Genomic DNA, 14983 nt, shown 5'->3' on the forward strand with positions numbered 1-14983 from the left:
GGGACGGTACTCAGCGGGACAAGCCTCAGTCCTGGTAGGAGAGCTTCTCGAGTTCCTCGTCGAAGTCGAACCAGTCGCTCTCGCTGCCGGCCGGGATGACGTCGTAGGTCCGGTCGAGGAAGGCCGCGATCTCCTTCGCGGGCGCTTCGAGCACGGCGGCGCCGTCGGGGGAGTTCAGCTCGACGACGATCAGGGCGGGGTCGGAGCCGGGCCCGATCCGCACGTCGCCGTCGCCGCAGCGGGCCAGCAGGCCGTCGGCGAGCAGGTCGCGCCCGAACAGCCACCGGACGGCGCTCACGCCGGCGTGCAGCACGACGGCGACCGCGTAGGGGTCGAGGGTGTCGTACTCCAGCTCGGCCGGCACCGGCCGCGGCGGAGCCCCGAAGGTCCGCAGGGCGAAGTCGATGCTGGCACTGGTCACGTCGTGGGAGTCGGCCATGGATGGCCCCTTTGCTACTCGTCGGTTGGGTTGATCTTGTTCCAGGGATAACCCATGGTGAGTTCAACGCCCAGCGATCCGAAAAACTTTCACACGCAGGGGTGATCAAGAAGTGGCGGACGTCACCGTGAGCGTGGCCGAAAGGGCAGTCTGATCACCCACGGTGAATGGCGGTGACTCCGCCGGTTCTGCTGTGACTCGTGGTGCCACCGGGGCTCACGGTGGGCCCGCGACCGCACCTCGGCAGCTGGCTTTCGGAGCGGCGAAGCCCGCGGATGGGTCTTCCCGCCGGAGTTGGACCGTCCGGGTGGGAACCGCCACCGAGCACCAGTCCGCCCCCTCCTCCGGCCGCGAACCCCCCTCACAAGCCGGGAGGCGTGGTGGGCGAGGTGGAGGGTGCCGGGCATGGGTGAGCGTGGGTGGTTACGGCTGCAGCCGGACGAGGCGCCGGCGCCCGTGCCGAGCGCCGAGGAACTGCTGCGGCGGGTCGCGGCCGGGGACGAAACGGCGTTCTCGGCGCTGTACGACGTCGTCGCCGGTCCGGTGCTCGGGCTGGCGACGCGCGTGCTGCGCAACCACGCCCAAGCCGAGGAAGTGGCTCAGGAGGTGCTGGTGGAGGTGTGGCGCAAGGCCACGAGGTACGTCCCGGAACGCGGCAGCGCGCTGTCGTGGGTGCTGACCATCGCGCACCGCCGGGCCGTCGACCGCGTGCGCTCGCACCAGGCCGTGCTCGACCGGGAGGAGCGGGCCGGCCGGATGGACGTGCGGCGGCCGTTCGACGAGGTCACCGAGTCCACTTTGGCCGGTCTGGAGCAGCAGCGGGTGCGGCAGTGCCTGTCCGCGCTCACCGACCTGCAGCGCGAGTCGATCGTGCTGGCCTACTACAACGGCTACACCTACCCCGAGGTCGCCGAGGTGCTGAAGGTCGCGCCGGGCACCGTCAAGACCCGGATCCGCGACGGCCTGATCCGGCTGCGTGACTGCTTGGGGGTGGACCGATGACCGCCGAGCTGCACATGCTGACCGGGGCCTTCGCCATCGACGCCGTGTCCGATGTGGACCGCGCCGGATTCGAGCGGCACCTCGTCGAGTGCGCCGCGTGCCGCCAGGAGGTGGCGGAGCTGCGCGCGACCGGCGCCCGGCTCGGCGTCGCCGCCGCGGTGGACCCGCCGCCGGGGCTGAAGCAGGCGGTGCTCGCCGGCGTGGCCGGCGCCCGCCAGCTGCCGCCGAGGGTGCCGGTGGTCCGCAAGCTGAGCCGGGCCAAGACGTGGCAGCTGCGCGTCGCGCTGTTCGGGGCCGCCGCGGCGGCCGTGGCGGCGGTCGCGATCGGCGTCCGGGGCACCACTTCCGAGCCGGCTCCGGTCGACTCGGTGCTGTCCGCGCCCGACGCCTCGGCGATCCCGGGGGTCGGCCAGGGCCACGCCACGCTCGTCGTCTCGCGCAGCCGGAACCAGGCCGTGCTGCTCGCGTCCGGGCTGCCTGCCCTCGACGCGGGGCACGTCTACCAGGTGTGGCTCATCGGCTCCGGCGGCGCGCATTCGGCCGGGCTGATGAGCCCGGAGCCGTCGCAGCGAATGCTCGTCGCGGACCTTCCGCCGGGCACCGACCGGATCGGGATCACCGTCGAGCCCGTGGGCGGCTCCCCGGGCCCGACAACCCCGGCCGTCAGCCGGATTTCCCTTGCCTAGCACCATGACAGGAGCACCATGAGCACGTCCGAACCCCGGCTGAGCCGGTGGGTGGCCGCGGTACTGGGGGTCCTGGCGCTCGCCACCGCGCTGGCGGCGGGCCACCTCGTCGCGGGACTCGTCGGCGTCAACGCGTCGCCGTACCTGGCGGTCGGCAACGGCGCCATCGACCTCACCCCGGTGCGCCTCAAGGACTTCGCGGTCCGCACGTTCGGCACCTACGACAAGCTCGTGCTGCTGTCCGGGATGGCCGTGGTGCTGGTGGTCGTGGCCGCGGTGGCCGGGCTCCTCTCGCGCCGCACGCCGTGGCCGGGGCTGGTCGTGATCGCCGGGTTCGGTCTCGTCGGTCTCGTCGCGGTGTACGCGCGGCCCGATCTCGACGTGGTCGCGCTGCTCGCCCCGCTGGCGAGCCTGGTCGCCGGGGTCGCGGCGTTCGCCGTCCTGCACCGGCTGGCCCGGCGCGACGCCACGCCGGAACCCGCGGCCGGTTCCTCGCGCCGCACGGTGCTGCTGGCCGGGGCCGGGGTGGTCGCCGGAGCCGGGGTCGCCGGCCTCGGCGGTCAGCTGCTCGCCGGCAGCCGTGACGCGGCCTCGTCGCGCGCCGCGGTCGGGCGGCTGGTGCCGGCCCGGACGGCGCCGGTGATCCCCGCCGACGCCGACTTCGCGAAGCTGGGCACTCCGGCGTTCCTGACCCGCAACACCGACTTCTACCGCGTGGACACCGCGCTGTCGGTGCCGCAGGTGCGGACCGAGGACTGGAGCCTGCGGCTGCACGGCATGGTGGACCGCGAGGTGCGCTACGGCTACGGGGACATCCGCGACCGGCCGCTCGTGGAACGCACGATCACGATGACGTGCGTCTCCAACGAGGTCGGCGGCACGTACGTGTCGACCGCGAACTTCATCGGCGTCGACCTGGCGGACCTGCTCGAAGAGGCCGGCGTGCGCCCCGGTGCCGAGCAGCTCTTTTCGTCCAGTGTGGACGGCTGGACCTCCGGCAGCCCGGTCGCCGCGGCGATGGACCGCGCACGCGGCGCCATGCTCGCCATCGGGATGAACGGCGAGCCGCTGCCGATCGAACACGGTTTCCCGGCCCGGCTGGTGATCCCCGGGTTGTACGGTTATGTGTCGGCCACGAAATGGGTGACCGACCTCGAGGTCACCACGTGGCAGGCGCGGCAGGCGTATTGGCTGAAACGCGGCTGGGGCCGGGAAGCGCCGATCAAGACGGAATCGCGGATCGACACGCCGAAGGGATTCGAAACGGTTCCGTCGGGAAAGGTCCGCGTCGCCGGGGTCGCCTGGGCGCAGCACACCGGGATCGACCGCGTCGAGGTGCGGGTCGACAACGGCCCGTGGCGCGAAGCCATGCTGTCCCACGAGGTCAACCCCGACACGTGGCGCATGTGGTGGATCGAGTTCGACGCCGCGCCGGGTGGCCACCAGATCGTCTGCCGGGCGACCGACAAAAGCGGGTACACGCAGACCGATGTGCGGGCCGGAACCGTTCCCGATGGCGCGACCGGGTGGCACAGCCTCGCTTTCACCGCACGGTGACCCACGTCACCCGATCGGACGGCAATCTTTTTCGACCGCAGTTCCGAATACCCGACAAGAAACAGTTCCGCGTGAACTGTCCAAGCCGCTTAGTGGAGTGATTTTCGTGACCAAGCTTCGTGTCGCCGGATTCGGGTTCGCCGCCGTGGCCGCCCTTTCGCTGACCGCGTGCAGCGGCAGCGACACCGCTTCCTCCGGGAGCTCCGGCAGTTCCATGGCCCCGTCGTCGTCGATGCCGGCGCCGTCCACCAACGCCGCCGCCGCGAACGGCGTGACCACCAACGCCGACGTCTTCGGCCCGGCCTGTTCGCAGCTGCCGCAGGGCTCGGCGCCCGGCTCGCTCGACTCGATGGGCCCGCAGCCGGTCGCCTCGGCCGCGTCGACCAACCCGCTGCTGACCAAGCTGGTGGCGGCCGTCAAGGCCACCAACCTGGTCGACACCCTCAACAGCCAGGAAGCCATCACGGTGTTCGCGCCGGCCGACCCGGCCTTCGCCGCGCTGGGCGACGCGAAGTTCGCCGAGCTGGCGGGCAAGCCGGCCGAGCTCGCGCCGATCCTGCAATACCACGTCGTCGGCAAGCGCTACGACGCCACCGGGCTGGGTGCGGCCGGTTCGCTGGAGTCGCTGAACACCGCCGGCGGCCCCCTGAAGATCGAGGGCTCGGGCGAGAACATGACCGTCAACGGCGCGAAGATCCTGTGCGGCAACATCCCCACCAAGAACGCCACGGTCTTCGTGATCGACAAGGTGCTGACGCCGGGCACCAACAAGTGAGGCTTATTCCGGTCAGGCCGCCGCGACCCGCCCGCACGCGGTTGATCAAGGCAAAAGTCCGGCGGCGACCGACGGCTGAATAAGCCTCATCAGGTCAGGACTTCCGGCCGAGTTCCGGCCCGAGGCGTTCCGCGATGTCGGTGAGGATCTGCACGTAGTCTTCGTGGTCGAAGGTGAACGGCAGGGCGAAAGCCACCTCGTCGATCTCGCGGAACGCCTCGTGCGCGTGCAGCCGCTCGGCGATCTCGGCCGAGGTGCCCACGTAGTCGGGGGAGAACAGCATCCGCGCGGGGCCCTGCGGTTCCGCGGTGCGCGGCAGCCGTTTCGCGGCGTACGCCTCGTACTTCGCACGCTGCTCCGGCGTCGCGCTGTCGGTCGGGATCACGACCAGGCCCTGCGAGACGCGGCCGGCCGGGTGGTGCTCGCGGAAGGTCCGGATGTGGGAGTGCTGGATCTCGGCGAAGTCGGTGCTCTCGCCTTCGGTCTTGACCACGCTGCTGGTCAGGAAGTTCATCGCGTGCTTCCCGGCCCACTCGGCCGAGCGCAGGCTCGCCCCGCCGTACCAGAGGCGGTCCCCGAGCCCCGGCGACTGCGGCTGGACGCGGTCGGAGAACACCTCGAACCCCGCGGTCCCGCTGAACCCGGTGGCCGGTTCGCCCCGCACGAAGTCCAGCAGCCGCCGGACGCGGTCGTAGCCGAAGTCCTCGGCGTCCGCGGTGTCCGGGTAGAGGGCGTGCTTGACCTCGTCGTACCGCATCGGCGGGCCGACACTGATCCCCGGGTTGAGCCGGCCACCGGAGAGCAGATCGACGGTGGCGAGGTCCTCGGCGAGCCGCAGCGGATTTTCCCAGCCGAGCGGAATCACGGCGGTCCCGAGCTCGATCCGGCCGGTCCGCTGCGACGCGGCGGCGAGCACGGCCACGGGCGAGGAGATGCCGTACTGGAGGTGCCGGTGCCGCACCCAGGCACTGTCGAAGCCGAGCTGTTCCCCGAGCTCGATGATCTCGAGGGTCGACTCGTGCCCCCGGCGCGGATCGTCCGGGTCGAAGAGGCCGATGGTCAGGAAGCCGAGCTTCCGCAGTGGTCGCGACACGGGGCCGATTCTGCCCGCGCCGGGGTGGGTGGCCGCGGGAGTTCCACCAGCTGGGCGACGGCTCCCAGGGCCATGGTGGGGACAACGAGCCATTCCGGGCACCGGGGTCGGTTTCCACCGGGTGGTTTCCGCCGGTCCGATATTGCCTTGCCGCCCCACGGGGAGGTGTCTACGTTCCGGTGATGCGTTCGCGACTGCTGGCGGTGACCTTCGAGGCGGACGACCCGGCTGGACCGGCTCGCTTCTGGGCCGGGTTGCTCGGTCGGGAGGTCGTCGAGGATGCCGGTGGTGTGCTGCTCCCGGGCGGGGACGCCCAGCTCGGCCTGCGGTTCGTACCGGGCCGCGCCGGCCGGCTCGGCGCGAACCGGATGCACCTGCACCTGACCAGCGCCGACCTCGACGACCAGCGGCGCACGGTGGCCACTGCGGTCAGGCTCGGCGGCCGCCACGTCGACGTCGGGCAGCGACCCGAGGAGAGGCACGTCGTGCTGGCCGACCCGGCAGGCTACGAGTTCTGCGTGATCGAGCCCGGCAACGGCTACCTCGCCGGATGCGGCCCGCTGGGCGAGCTCACCTGTGCCGGCACCCGGCAGGTCGGCCTGTTCTGGAGCGAGGCGCTGGGCTGGCCCCTGGTGTGGGACCGGGGCGAGCAGATTGCGATCCAATCACCGCGCGGCGGCACGAAAGTCGCCTGGGACGCATGGGATGGCACGCCCGCGGCGCCGGAAGCGGGGCCGAACCGGCAGTGCTTCGAGCTGCTCCCGGCGGACGGCGACCAGCGGGCGGCGGTCGAAGCGCTGATCTCCCTCGGCGCCGCTCGGCTCGACGTCCGCGACGACGGCACCGTCGTGCTGGCGGATCCGGACGGCACCGAGTTCTGCGTGCGCCCGACCGGTCGCCACCCCGCCGGGTCGCCACCCCAGCCCGGGTGATCGCCACCGCATCGCGCTGGACGTGCCCGGTGGTGCCGGAGCGCCGCCGTGGCCGCCCTGGCGGTGCCTGCGCGAACTCAAGGCGGGGTATGAACGCGTGCAGGTCGCACGGTTCTGCCAAGCGGGGGTTCCAGGCCTGGCTGGGCGACGAGGCTTAGCGGCTGTCTCACGTGGTGGTGCTTCAGCTACTCGATGGCGCTCGTCGGAAACGTGTGGAGCTCGGCGGCGAGGTTTCGCATCTCCTCGCCGGCCGCGTGCACGGTGGTGGTCTCGAAGTGCCACTCCTCGGACGGAGGCCGGTCGTGGATACCCCACGTCAGGTGGACGTAGCCGCCCGGGCGGTGTTCCGCCGAGATGGTCAGGTCGCCTTCCAGAGAGCGCCAGGCGCGCGCTCCTTCCCAGCCGCGGAAGTCCTCGGCCAGTGAGGAGAGGAAGGTGTCGAGGCCGTCGCCGTCCCACGTCCGCACCAGGGTCTCGATGCTCGCCCATTACCCGCGAGCTTTCACGAGGAAGTCGAGTGTGGGGTCGTCCCCGAACGGTCTTGTCGGCTCGTGGAAGAGCAGGTGGACCGGTCGTGGTCCGGTGTCTCCCACGCGTACCGCAGGGCCGTCTTCGATCATTTGAGCAGGTTAGAAGTCGTGGGACTCGACGACCAACTGCCAATCCCCGCACTGCCCCGAGCACGGGCCGCAGGCGCTACTTCGGGCATGATCGTCCGATCTTGCGCGGGACCCGGTCCCCGATGAGCTCTGGCGTATTGCCGCGCCGCTGATACCGCCGTTCCGGCCCAGACGGAAGGTGTTCGCGGCAGTGGCGATCATCGACGCCGCGAGACAGCCTCTTGGGCTCCCTCTCGCAGCTGGTCCAAGCCGTCGAGGATGAGGTCAAGGCCGAACTCGAACTCCGTCTGGTCGTCGCACCAGCCCAGGGTCGAGTCCGGGTCGTCGTGGGCTATCTCCGCCAGCATGCCCACCAGGTTCGGCAGCTCGGCCGCCAGCTGGGGTGGTACCTCCGTCGACTCGCCCGCGGCCGGGTCGAACAGTTCCTGGCTGAACCCCAGCGCGCGGCTGCCGAGCGCGTGCAGCGCGTGGTGGACCAGGTCGTGCGAAAACCCGCCGTCGCGCATCAGGCCGACCAGTGCGTCGTAGTAGCGCAGGACCGCGAGGCTCGTCGACGACCTCGTCTCGAACAGCTCCGGCGCCCACCGGTGCCGCAGGAACACCTGGCGCGCCGCGAGGATCCGCTGCCGCGCCTCCTGCTTCCAGCCGGTCGCGGGGGCCAGCCCGGCGACGGCGTCGTTGATCTCCTGGGCCACGACGTCGACGATCCCGTCGAGCACGTCTTCCTTCTTCGCCACGTGGTAGTAGAGCGACATCGCCTCGGCGCCCAGCTCCTCCGCGAGCCGGCGCATCGTCAACGCGCGCAGGCCGTGCTCGTCGGCGAGGTCGACCGCCGCCCGCAGGACGCGCTCTCGGCTCAGCGGGATCCGCGCTTCCGTGGTCACCCCGGAGATCGTACAAGGCACCGCCGCTTGACCGCCTTACGGCGTACGGCGTACCTTACGTCGTAAGACTTACAACGTAAGAGCAGCGGGAGGCGTCATGAAAGCCCTGGTCCAGCGCGTCTACGGTCCGCCGGAAAGCCTGAGCTTCGAGGACGTGCCCGACCCCGTCCCCGCCGCCGGCGAGGTGCTGGTCCGGATGCGGGCCACGTCGGTCAACCCGTACGACTGGCACTTCATGAGAGGCGAGCCGTACCTCGCACGCCTGATGACCGGCGGCTTCGGCCTGCGGCGACCCGTGGCCGGCGTCCTCGGCTGCGACCTGGCCGGCCGGGTCGAGACGGCCGGGACCACCTTCCGGCCCGGCGACGACGTCTACGCGCTCCTGCCGAACGGCGCCTACGCGGAGTACGTCTGCGTGCGCGAGGACCTGCTGGCGCCCATGCCGGCGAACCTCACCCACGAGCAGGCGGCGGCGATGCCGATGGCGGCCGTCACCGCATTGCTCGCCCTGCGCGGGGTCGCAGCCGGGCAGCGAGTACTGGTCAACGGTGCTTCCGGCGGCGTCGGCACCTTCGCCGTCCAGCTGGCCAAAGCTCTCGGTGCCGACGTCGACGCCGTCTGCGGTGCCGCCAACGCCGACCGCGCCCGCGCGCTCGGCGCGGCCGAGGTGACCGACTACCGGACGGAAGACTTCACCCGGAGTGGCCGTCGCTACGACGTCATCGTGGACATCGCGGGCAGCCGGTCGCTCCTGGCCTGCCGCCGGGTGCTGGACAGGGACGGCACGTTCGTCGCCGTCGGCGGACCGGCCGGACGCTGGCTGCAGCCGGCCGGGCACGTCTTCGGGGCGCTGGCGGCCGGCCCGTTCACGCGGCGGCGGGTCGTGCGGGCGGACGCGGTGGCCTGCCGGGACAAGAAGGTGGTGCTGGGCGAGCTGACCGCCCTCGTCGAGCGCGGCGAGCTCACGCCGGTCGTCGACCGGAGCTATCCGTTCGACGACCTCCGCGCGGCGATCGCGTACCAGGAAGCCGGGCACGCCAAGGGAAAAGTCGTCGTGACGCGGTGAACCCCGGGAGGCGCTGGGGGCGCCTCCCGGGGTCCGGTCAGCCGGCGTGCGGGCAGTTGCCCCGGTAGTCGGAGATCGTCAAGCTCGTGCTCGGGATCGGGCAGAGGAACTGCTCGTACCTGGTGTCGTTGTCGATGAACCGCTTGAGCCAGGACAGCGTGTACTTCGCGATCGTCGTGTTCGGCGAGTTCGGCGCGAAGTGGCTGGCGCCGCGCAGTTCGAGGTACGCGCGGTCCAAAGTGGACGGCAGACTCGTGTAGAACGGGATCGAGTGCGACGCCACCGGCGCGACGGTGTCCGACTGCGCCCCGACGACGAGCGTCGGCACGCGCAGCGTCGACCAGTTCTTGGTCAGGTTCCAGCCGGTCAGCGGGACGGCCGCCTGCAGCGACGGCCGCGAGCGCGCCGCTTCGAGGGTGCCGCCACCGCCCATCGAGTGCCCGACGACGCCGAGCCGGGTGCTGTCGATGCGCGAGCGCACCGAGCTCTGCTGGGTCAGGTAGTCGAGCGAGGCCAGCAGTTGCCTGCCCCGGCTGTCGGGCTGGTCGCTGGTGGTCAGGGTGTCGATGGTGAACACCACGAAGCCCTGCGACGCGAGCCGCGGGCCCAGCCAGGCGATGCTCGACTGGGTGGCGGTGAAGCCGGGCGCGATCGAGAGGGCCCCGAACGTGCCGGCGGTCGTGGACGTCGGGTAGTAGATGGTGCCGCCCCCGAAGCCGGAGACGGCCAGCCTCGACACGGTGACGGTGCTGGTCGCGAAGGAGCCCCGGGTGGCCTCGATGCTGGCCGTGGTGGGGTCGGGGCCCCGCTCGTAGGGATTCGCGGCGGCGGGCGCCGGCGCGGCGACCCCGGTGGTCAGGGCCAAGGCGGCCACGACCACCCCGGCGGCTTTGGCGCGCCACCCTCGGTGGCGGGAAATTTTCTCACCCGAGCCAGACAACGTCGGCGGGCTGGTGAGTACGGACATGGATCGCTCTCTTTCCCCGGGCAGGCGAAAGCGTGCCCGGACACGGACGGGCGGACCGGCGGAACCGTGGTGCGGCAACGGGGGGAATGCCGCGGGCGGGACGCGGGGTAACCGCTTTCCCGTCGCCTTATGAAACACTTCGGCCAAATGTTCCACAACGTCCGAATGGGTGAGTGGTTGACGAACTGGGCGGTCGCTCAGCCGCCGACTGGCACGTACGTGAGGGTTTCGAGCGTCCCCATACGGCCTGGGGTGCGCGAGTCGCACCCCAAGCCGTCCTGGGGGCGCTCGTCGACCGGGCTCAGCGAGTCGCGGCCGGCACTTTCATCCGGCTCAGCGCCCGGCGTCCGGTTCCAAAGCTCCCCGCACCAAGGTGTCCAGCAGGGTTGTCGCCACGGCCAAATCCACCGTGCGCGCCGCCAGGACATCCGAGTACAGAAAGGACTCGCCGAGCCGGACCACTGCGAACGCCAGGTCCGGCAACCCCACCAGCGGGGTCAACCCGGCCGCTTCGGCGTCCTCCCGGAACAGCTCCACGTGCGCGTCGACCAGCGCCGGCTGGACCGCGCCGCGGGGGTCCGTCAACACCCGCAGTGCCACCGTCGACTCCGCTTCGATCAGCTTGCGCATGCCGTCGTTGCCCGCGACCTCGCGGCGGTACTCCTCCATCACCCACAGGCAACGCAGCCGGCCTTCCGGCGTCCGCACCGCGTCGCCGTGGGACTCGTGCCAGCGCTCGAGGGCTCGGCGCCAGGTGCGGTCGGACAGCAGGCGGAGGCCGGCGCCCATCACGTCGTCGCGGTTGCCGACGCGCCGGAAGAACGTCGTGCGCGAGATCCCCAAGTCGGCCGCCATCCGGCCGAGGTCGAGGCGGGTTCCGGCGTACAGCAGCCGCGCCGCATGCCGGACGATTTCCTCGGTCGAGACGGTCACCGGCCCCACCTTAGGGGGTTCCGGGTGGCGCGGTCCCGGAAGTCACCAGGTCGCCGCCGGTTACCTTGAAGTGCGCGCCGCCCCTTCGGTTAGCGTGGCGTCGTGCGCGTCGACATCTGGTCCGATCTGGTCTGTCCCTGGTGCTATCTCGGCAAACGCCGCTTCGAGCGGGCGGTCGCCGACGTCGGGTTGGACGTCGAGGTCGTCCACCACTCGTTCCAGCTCGACCCGGCGTTCCCGCGCGGGACGTCCCGGCCGTCGCGTGAGGTGCTGGCCGAGAAGTACGGCCGGACGCTGGAAGAAGCCGACGCGATGGAAGCGCAGATGGAGGAGCGCGCCGCCGCCGACGGCCTCGAGTACCACCTCGATCGCGTCCACATGGGCAACACCGTCGACGGCCACCGCCTCGTCCACCTCGGCGCCGACCGCGGGCTGGCCGACGCCGTCGTCGAGCGCTTCTACCGCGCGCACTTCACCGAGCGGCGGTCGCTGTTCGACCGCGGCTCGCTGATCGAGCTCGCCGCGGAAGCCGGGCTCGACGCCGGCGAGGCCCGCGCGGTGCTCGATTCGGACACTTACGAAGCCGAAGTCGCCGCGGACGGCGAACAGGCTCGGGCGCTGGGCGCCACCGGGGTGCCGTTCTTCGTGATCGACCGGCGGTTCGGCGTGGCGGGAGCCCAGTCGCCCGAGGTGTTCACCCAGGTCCTGCGGCGCGCGGCGGACGTCAGCGACGGCGCCGCCGCCGGGTGAACCGCGAGCGGTCGGTGGCGACGCCGGCCAGGTGCAGCGCAACGCACAGCAGCCCGGCGGTGGTCAGCGTCCCGCTCGTGATGACCGGGCCGAGCCCGAACCCGAAGAGTTCCATCAGCAGGGCGAGCCCGAACAACACGGCGGCGAGAATGGCGAGCACGGTGACCTCGTTTCTCCAGCGGGGGGCCGAATGGTCCACACCACTGCGACGTTCGCGGGAGTGGACGACCCGGCTTGGCGGCCAGTAATGCCCCCGCCTCCCCGCGCTGAAACCGGAAGGGTTCGTTCGCGTACTCGGAGGGCCGGTTCGCGTACCTGGATGGTCGGTTCGCGTGCTCAGGCCGGTGGGGGTGCCGTGCTGGAGCGGACCACCAGTTCCGTCGGCACCGACACCGGTTCCCCCGCCTCGGCGCCCGTCTCGATCTCCGCCAGCAGCGCCGAAACCGCGTGGCGGCCCACCGCTTCGAACGACTGGCGGATCGTCGTGAGGGGCGGCCAGAAGTGCGCCGACTCCTCCATGTCGTCGAACCCGACCACGCTCACCTCGGCCGGCACGCGGCGGCCCGCTTCGTGCAACGCGCGCAGCAGGCCCAGCGCCATCTGGTCGTTCGCCACGAACACCGCGGTCACCGCGGGGTCGGCGGCCAGGACCAGTCCCGCGCGGTAGCCCGACTCCGGTGACCAGTCGCCGGTCGAAACGGGGGGTACCGCGCGGCCGGCCCGCTCCAGGGTCGCCTGCCACGACTTCCGGCGCCGCTCGGCCGAGTAGGACTGCGGCGGGCCCGCGATGTGCCAGACCGTCTCGTGCCCGAGGTCCAGCAGGTGCCGGGTCGCCCGTTCGGCGCCGTCGGCCTGGTCGGTGTCGACAACGGGGTAGTCGTAGCGGGCGCTGGAGTCGATGACGACGACCGGGAGCCCGTGCGGCAGCTCGATTTCGCTCTGGTCGAGCTGGTGCTGCTCGATGAGGATGATGACGCCGTCGACGGCCTGCTCGTTCAGCTTGCTGAACGCGCCGGTCACCTCGCCCTGCGTCGGCCGGGTCACCGGCATCAGGATGATCGAGAAGCCCTCCGGGACGACCGCGGCCGCGATGGCGTCGAGCGTGCGGCTGTTCCCGAACGTCGGCAGCGCCGAGATGATCACGCCGATGCTGCGGAACTTGCCGTTGCGCAGCGCGCGGGCCGCGCTGTTCGGCCGGTAGCCGATCCGGCGCATCGCGGCGAGGACGCGTTCGCGCGTGGCTTCGTCCACGTTGGTCTTGCCGTTCGCGACCCGCGAGACCGTCTGACCCGACACGCCCGCCTCCCGGGCCACGTCCGCCATGGACGGTCCACGACGGGGTGATGCAGCCGGCACGAGTGTCTCCTCGGGTGTGTCCTGGACATGTTTACGTCAACACGTTACCCTTCGCCCGTCCATGTTGACGTAAACATTTTCCTGAACCACCGGAGTGACGATGACGTCCACAGCGGCACCGCCCGTCCCGGCGCCGTCCCGCCGGCCGCCGGCGGCCCGACGGCCGCGGCGGAAGTGGCGCGGCTGGCTCTTCGTCGCCCCCTTCATGCTGGTGTTCGCGCTGACCTTCATCGCGCCGGTCGTGTACGCGTTCGTGCTCAGCCTCTTCCGCGACCAGGCCTTCTTCGGCGGCACCGTGTTCGTCGGCGCCGACAACTACTCGCAGGTGCTCGCCGACCCCAAGTTCTGGGAGGCCTTCCGGCGGGTGCTGGTGTTCCTCGCCGTGCAGGTGCCGATCATGCTGCTGCTCGCGCTGGTCGCGGCGCTGGCGATCGACAGCGCCCGGCTGCACGCCGCCGGGTTCTTCCGGATCGTGATCTTCCTGCCGTACGCGGTGCCCGCCGTCGTCGCCGCGCTGATGTGGGGCTTCATCTACGGCGACCACTTCGGACTCGCCGCCGACCTGAACCACCTGCTGGGCACCGCGGTCAAGCCGTTGTCGCCGAGCTGGCTGCTCACGTCGATCGGCAACATCGTCACGTGGGAGTTCGTGGGCTACAACATGCTCATCTTCTACTCCGCGCTGAAGGTGATCCCCAAGGAACTGTTCGAGGCGGCCGCGATCGACGGCGCCGGGACGTTCCGCACGATCGTGTCGGTCAAGCTCCCGGCGATCCGGGGCGCGATCGTGGTCGCGACGATCTTCTCGATCATCGGCAGCTTCCAGCTGTTCAACGAGCCGAACATCATGCGCAACCTGGTGCCGAACACGATCGGCACCTTCTACACGCCGAACATGTACGCCTACAACCTTTCCTTCAACGGGCAGCAGTACAACTACTCCGCCACCGTCGCGATCGTGATGGGCGTGATCACCGCGGTCATCGCCTACGTCGTGCAGCTGCGCGGCTCCCGGAAGGAGATGTGACGTGGCCACGTCTTCACTGACACGGTTCTCGGTGACCAAACCCCGCAAGTCGCGTGTCCTCACCGGCTTCATGGCGCTCTACCTGCTCTACACCCTGGTTCCCCTGGTGTGGCTGGTGATCAACGCGAGCAAGACCCAGCCGGCGCTGTTCTCGACGTCGGGACTGTCCTTCGGCGGCACGTTCGCGCTGTTCGACAACATCGGCCAGACGTTCACCTACAACGGCGGGATCTTCTTCCGCTGGCTCGGGAACACCCTGCTCTACGTCGTGGTCGGGGCCGGTGGCGCGACGATCCTCGCCACGGCCGCGGGCTACGGGCTGGCCAAGTACCGCTTCCCCGGCCGCCGCGCGGTGTTCGCCGTCGTCCTCGGGGCGGTGGCCGTGCCGCCGACGGCGCTGGCCGTGCCGACGTTCCTGATGTTCAGCAAGCTCGGGCTGACCAACACACCGCTGGCGGTCATCATCCCGTCCCTGATCAGCCCGTTCGGCCTGTACCTGATCTGGGTCTACGCCGCCGACGCCATCCCCGACGAGCTGCTGGAGGCGGCGCGGATCGACGGCGCCGGGGAGCTCCGGATCTTCCTCACCGTGACACTGCGCCAGCTGGTCCCCGGGATCATCACCGTCACCCTGTTCACGATGGTGCAGACGTGGAACAACTACTTCCTGCCGCTGATCATGCTCAGCGAGCCGAAGTGGTACCCGCTGACCGTCGGGCTCAACCAGTGGAGCGCGCAGGCGAACGGCGCCGGCGCCCAGCCGATCTTCAACCTGGTCCTCACCGGGTCGTTGCTCACGATCATCCCCCTAGTCGTCGCTTTCCTGCTCATGCAACGGTTCTGGCAATCGGGCCTGAGCGCCGGCAGCGTCAAGCAGTAGCAGCGTCATCAGCAAA

Annotated in this window: 17 protein-coding genes; 9 read left to right on the plus strand and 8 right to left on the minus strand. The window is 70.8% G+C overall.

Annotated elements, in window-relative coordinates; genetic code table 11:
* Positions 1–25: 25 nt before the first annotated feature.
* Positions 26–439, minus strand: a complete 414-nt coding sequence (locus ACH54P_RS39625) for an SsgA family sporulation/cell division regulator (RefSeq protein WP_489908407.1) — start codon at positions 437–439, stop codon at positions 26–28.
* Positions 440–844: 405 nt separating this feature from the next.
* Here ACH54P_RS39625 and sigK point away from each other — a divergent pair, with 405 nt between their 5' ends.
* The 4 genes from sigK to ACH54P_RS39645 all read left to right on the plus strand — a co-directional run bounded on the left by sigK (position 845) and on the right by ACH54P_RS39645 (position 4459).
* Positions 845–1441: an ECF RNA polymerase sigma factor SigK gene (sigK, locus tag ACH54P_RS39630; RefSeq protein WP_489908408.1), complete on the plus strand. Its 597-nt coding sequence runs from the start codon at positions 845–847 to the stop codon at positions 1439–1441.
* Positions 1438–2127 carry an anti-sigma factor gene (locus ACH54P_RS39635; protein ID WP_489908409.1) on the plus strand — a complete coding sequence of 230 codons (690 nt, stop codon included), beginning with the start codon at positions 1438–1440 and terminating at the stop codon, positions 2125–2127. Before sigK ends, ACH54P_RS39635 begins: the two co-directional genes overlap by 4 nt.
* A gap of 18 nt (positions 2128–2145) precedes the next feature.
* On the plus strand, positions 2146–3684 hold the full coding sequence (locus tag ACH54P_RS39640) for a molybdopterin-dependent oxidoreductase (RefSeq protein ID WP_489908410.1): 1539 nt from the start codon (positions 2146–2148) through the stop codon (positions 3682–3684).
* A 106-nt stretch (positions 3685–3790) separates the two neighbouring features.
* A complete protein-coding gene (locus ACH54P_RS39645; protein WP_489908411.1) occupies positions 3791–4459 on the plus strand; it encodes a fasciclin domain-containing protein in 669 nt (222 codons plus the stop codon).
* A gap of 94 nt (positions 4460–4553) precedes the next feature.
* Here the strand turns inward: ACH54P_RS39645 and ACH54P_RS39650 are convergent, their stop codons facing one another.
* Positions 4554–5552, minus strand: a complete 999-nt coding sequence (locus ACH54P_RS39650) for an LLM class flavin-dependent oxidoreductase (protein ID WP_489908412.1) — start codon at positions 5550–5552, stop codon at positions 4554–4556.
* A gap of 182 nt (positions 5553–5734) precedes the next feature.
* Between ACH54P_RS39650 and ACH54P_RS39655 the strand changes: the two genes are divergently transcribed.
* The gene (locus ACH54P_RS39655; protein ID WP_489908413.1) at positions 5735–6484 is read left to right on the plus strand and encodes a VOC family protein; all 750 of its coding nucleotides are present in this window, start codon (positions 5735–5737) and stop codon (positions 6482–6484) included.
* Between the two features lie 185 nt (positions 6485–6669).
* Here the strand turns inward: ACH54P_RS39655 and ACH54P_RS39660 are convergent, their stop codons facing one another.
* Together ACH54P_RS39660 and ACH54P_RS39665 are read right to left on the minus strand one after the other, a co-directional pair.
* Positions 6670–6951 (minus strand): DUF6228 family protein, encoded by a 282-nt coding sequence (locus tag ACH54P_RS39660; RefSeq protein WP_489908414.1) that lies wholly within the window; start codon positions 6949–6951, stop codon positions 6670–6672.
* Positions 6952–7301: 350 nt separating this feature from the next.
* Positions 7302–7988 (minus strand): TetR/AcrR family transcriptional regulator C-terminal domain-containing protein, encoded by a 687-nt coding sequence (locus tag ACH54P_RS39665; protein ID WP_489908415.1) that lies wholly within the window; start codon positions 7986–7988, stop codon positions 7302–7304.
* A gap of 97 nt (positions 7989–8085) precedes the next feature.
* Between ACH54P_RS39665 and ACH54P_RS39670 the strand changes: the two genes are divergently transcribed.
* A complete protein-coding gene (locus ACH54P_RS39670) occupies positions 8086–9054 on the plus strand; it encodes an NAD(P)-dependent alcohol dehydrogenase (RefSeq protein ID WP_489908416.1) in 969 nt (322 codons plus the stop codon).
* Between the two features lie 37 nt (positions 9055–9091).
* On the opposite strand, the gene bdeA is transcribed toward ACH54P_RS39670, so the two are convergent.
* On the minus strand, positions 9092–10021 hold the full coding sequence (bdeA, locus tag ACH54P_RS39675; protein ID WP_489908417.1) for a bis(hydroxyethyl) terephthalate hydrolase: 930 nt from the start codon (positions 10019–10021) through the stop codon (positions 9092–9094).
* Between the two features lie 333 nt (positions 10022–10354).
* Complete coding sequence (locus tag ACH54P_RS39680; RefSeq protein WP_489908418.1) at positions 10355–10954, minus strand: QsdR family transcriptional regulator; 600 nt, start codon at positions 10952–10954, stop codon at positions 10355–10357.
* A 102-nt stretch (positions 10955–11056) separates the two neighbouring features.
* Here ACH54P_RS39680 and ACH54P_RS39685 point away from each other — a divergent pair, with 102 nt between their 5' ends.
* On the plus strand, positions 11057–11704 hold the full coding sequence (locus tag ACH54P_RS39685) for a DsbA family oxidoreductase (RefSeq protein WP_489908419.1): 648 nt from the start codon (positions 11057–11059) through the stop codon (positions 11702–11704).
* On the opposite strand, the gene ACH54P_RS39690 is transcribed toward ACH54P_RS39685, so the two are convergent.
* Complete coding sequence (locus tag ACH54P_RS39690; protein ID WP_489908420.1) at positions 11679–11864, minus strand: hypothetical protein; 186 nt, start codon at positions 11862–11864, stop codon at positions 11679–11681. The two genes, ACH54P_RS39685 and ACH54P_RS39690, sit on opposite strands and share 26 nt — an antisense overlap.
* Before the next feature lie 176 nt (positions 11865–12040).
* Positions 12041–13027, minus strand: a complete 987-nt coding sequence (locus ACH54P_RS39695; RefSeq protein WP_489908421.1) for a LacI family DNA-binding transcriptional regulator — start codon at positions 13025–13027, stop codon at positions 12041–12043.
* Between the two features lie 133 nt (positions 13028–13160).
* Here ACH54P_RS39695 and ACH54P_RS39700 point away from each other — a divergent pair, with 133 nt between their 5' ends.
* Together ACH54P_RS39700 and ACH54P_RS39705 are read left to right on the plus strand one after the other, a co-directional pair.
* On the plus strand, positions 13161–14087 hold the full coding sequence (locus ACH54P_RS39700; RefSeq protein ID WP_489908422.1) for a carbohydrate ABC transporter permease: 927 nt from the start codon (positions 13161–13163) through the stop codon (positions 14085–14087).
* 16 nt (positions 14088–14103) lie between these two features.
* Positions 14104–14967: a carbohydrate ABC transporter permease gene (locus ACH54P_RS39705; RefSeq protein ID WP_489916911.1), complete on the plus strand. Its 864-nt coding sequence runs from the start codon at positions 14104–14106 to the stop codon at positions 14965–14967.
* Positions 14968–14983 lie beyond the last annotated feature (16 nt).

It is taken from the genome of Amycolatopsis sp. N2S4-7 (assembly GCF_058119595.1).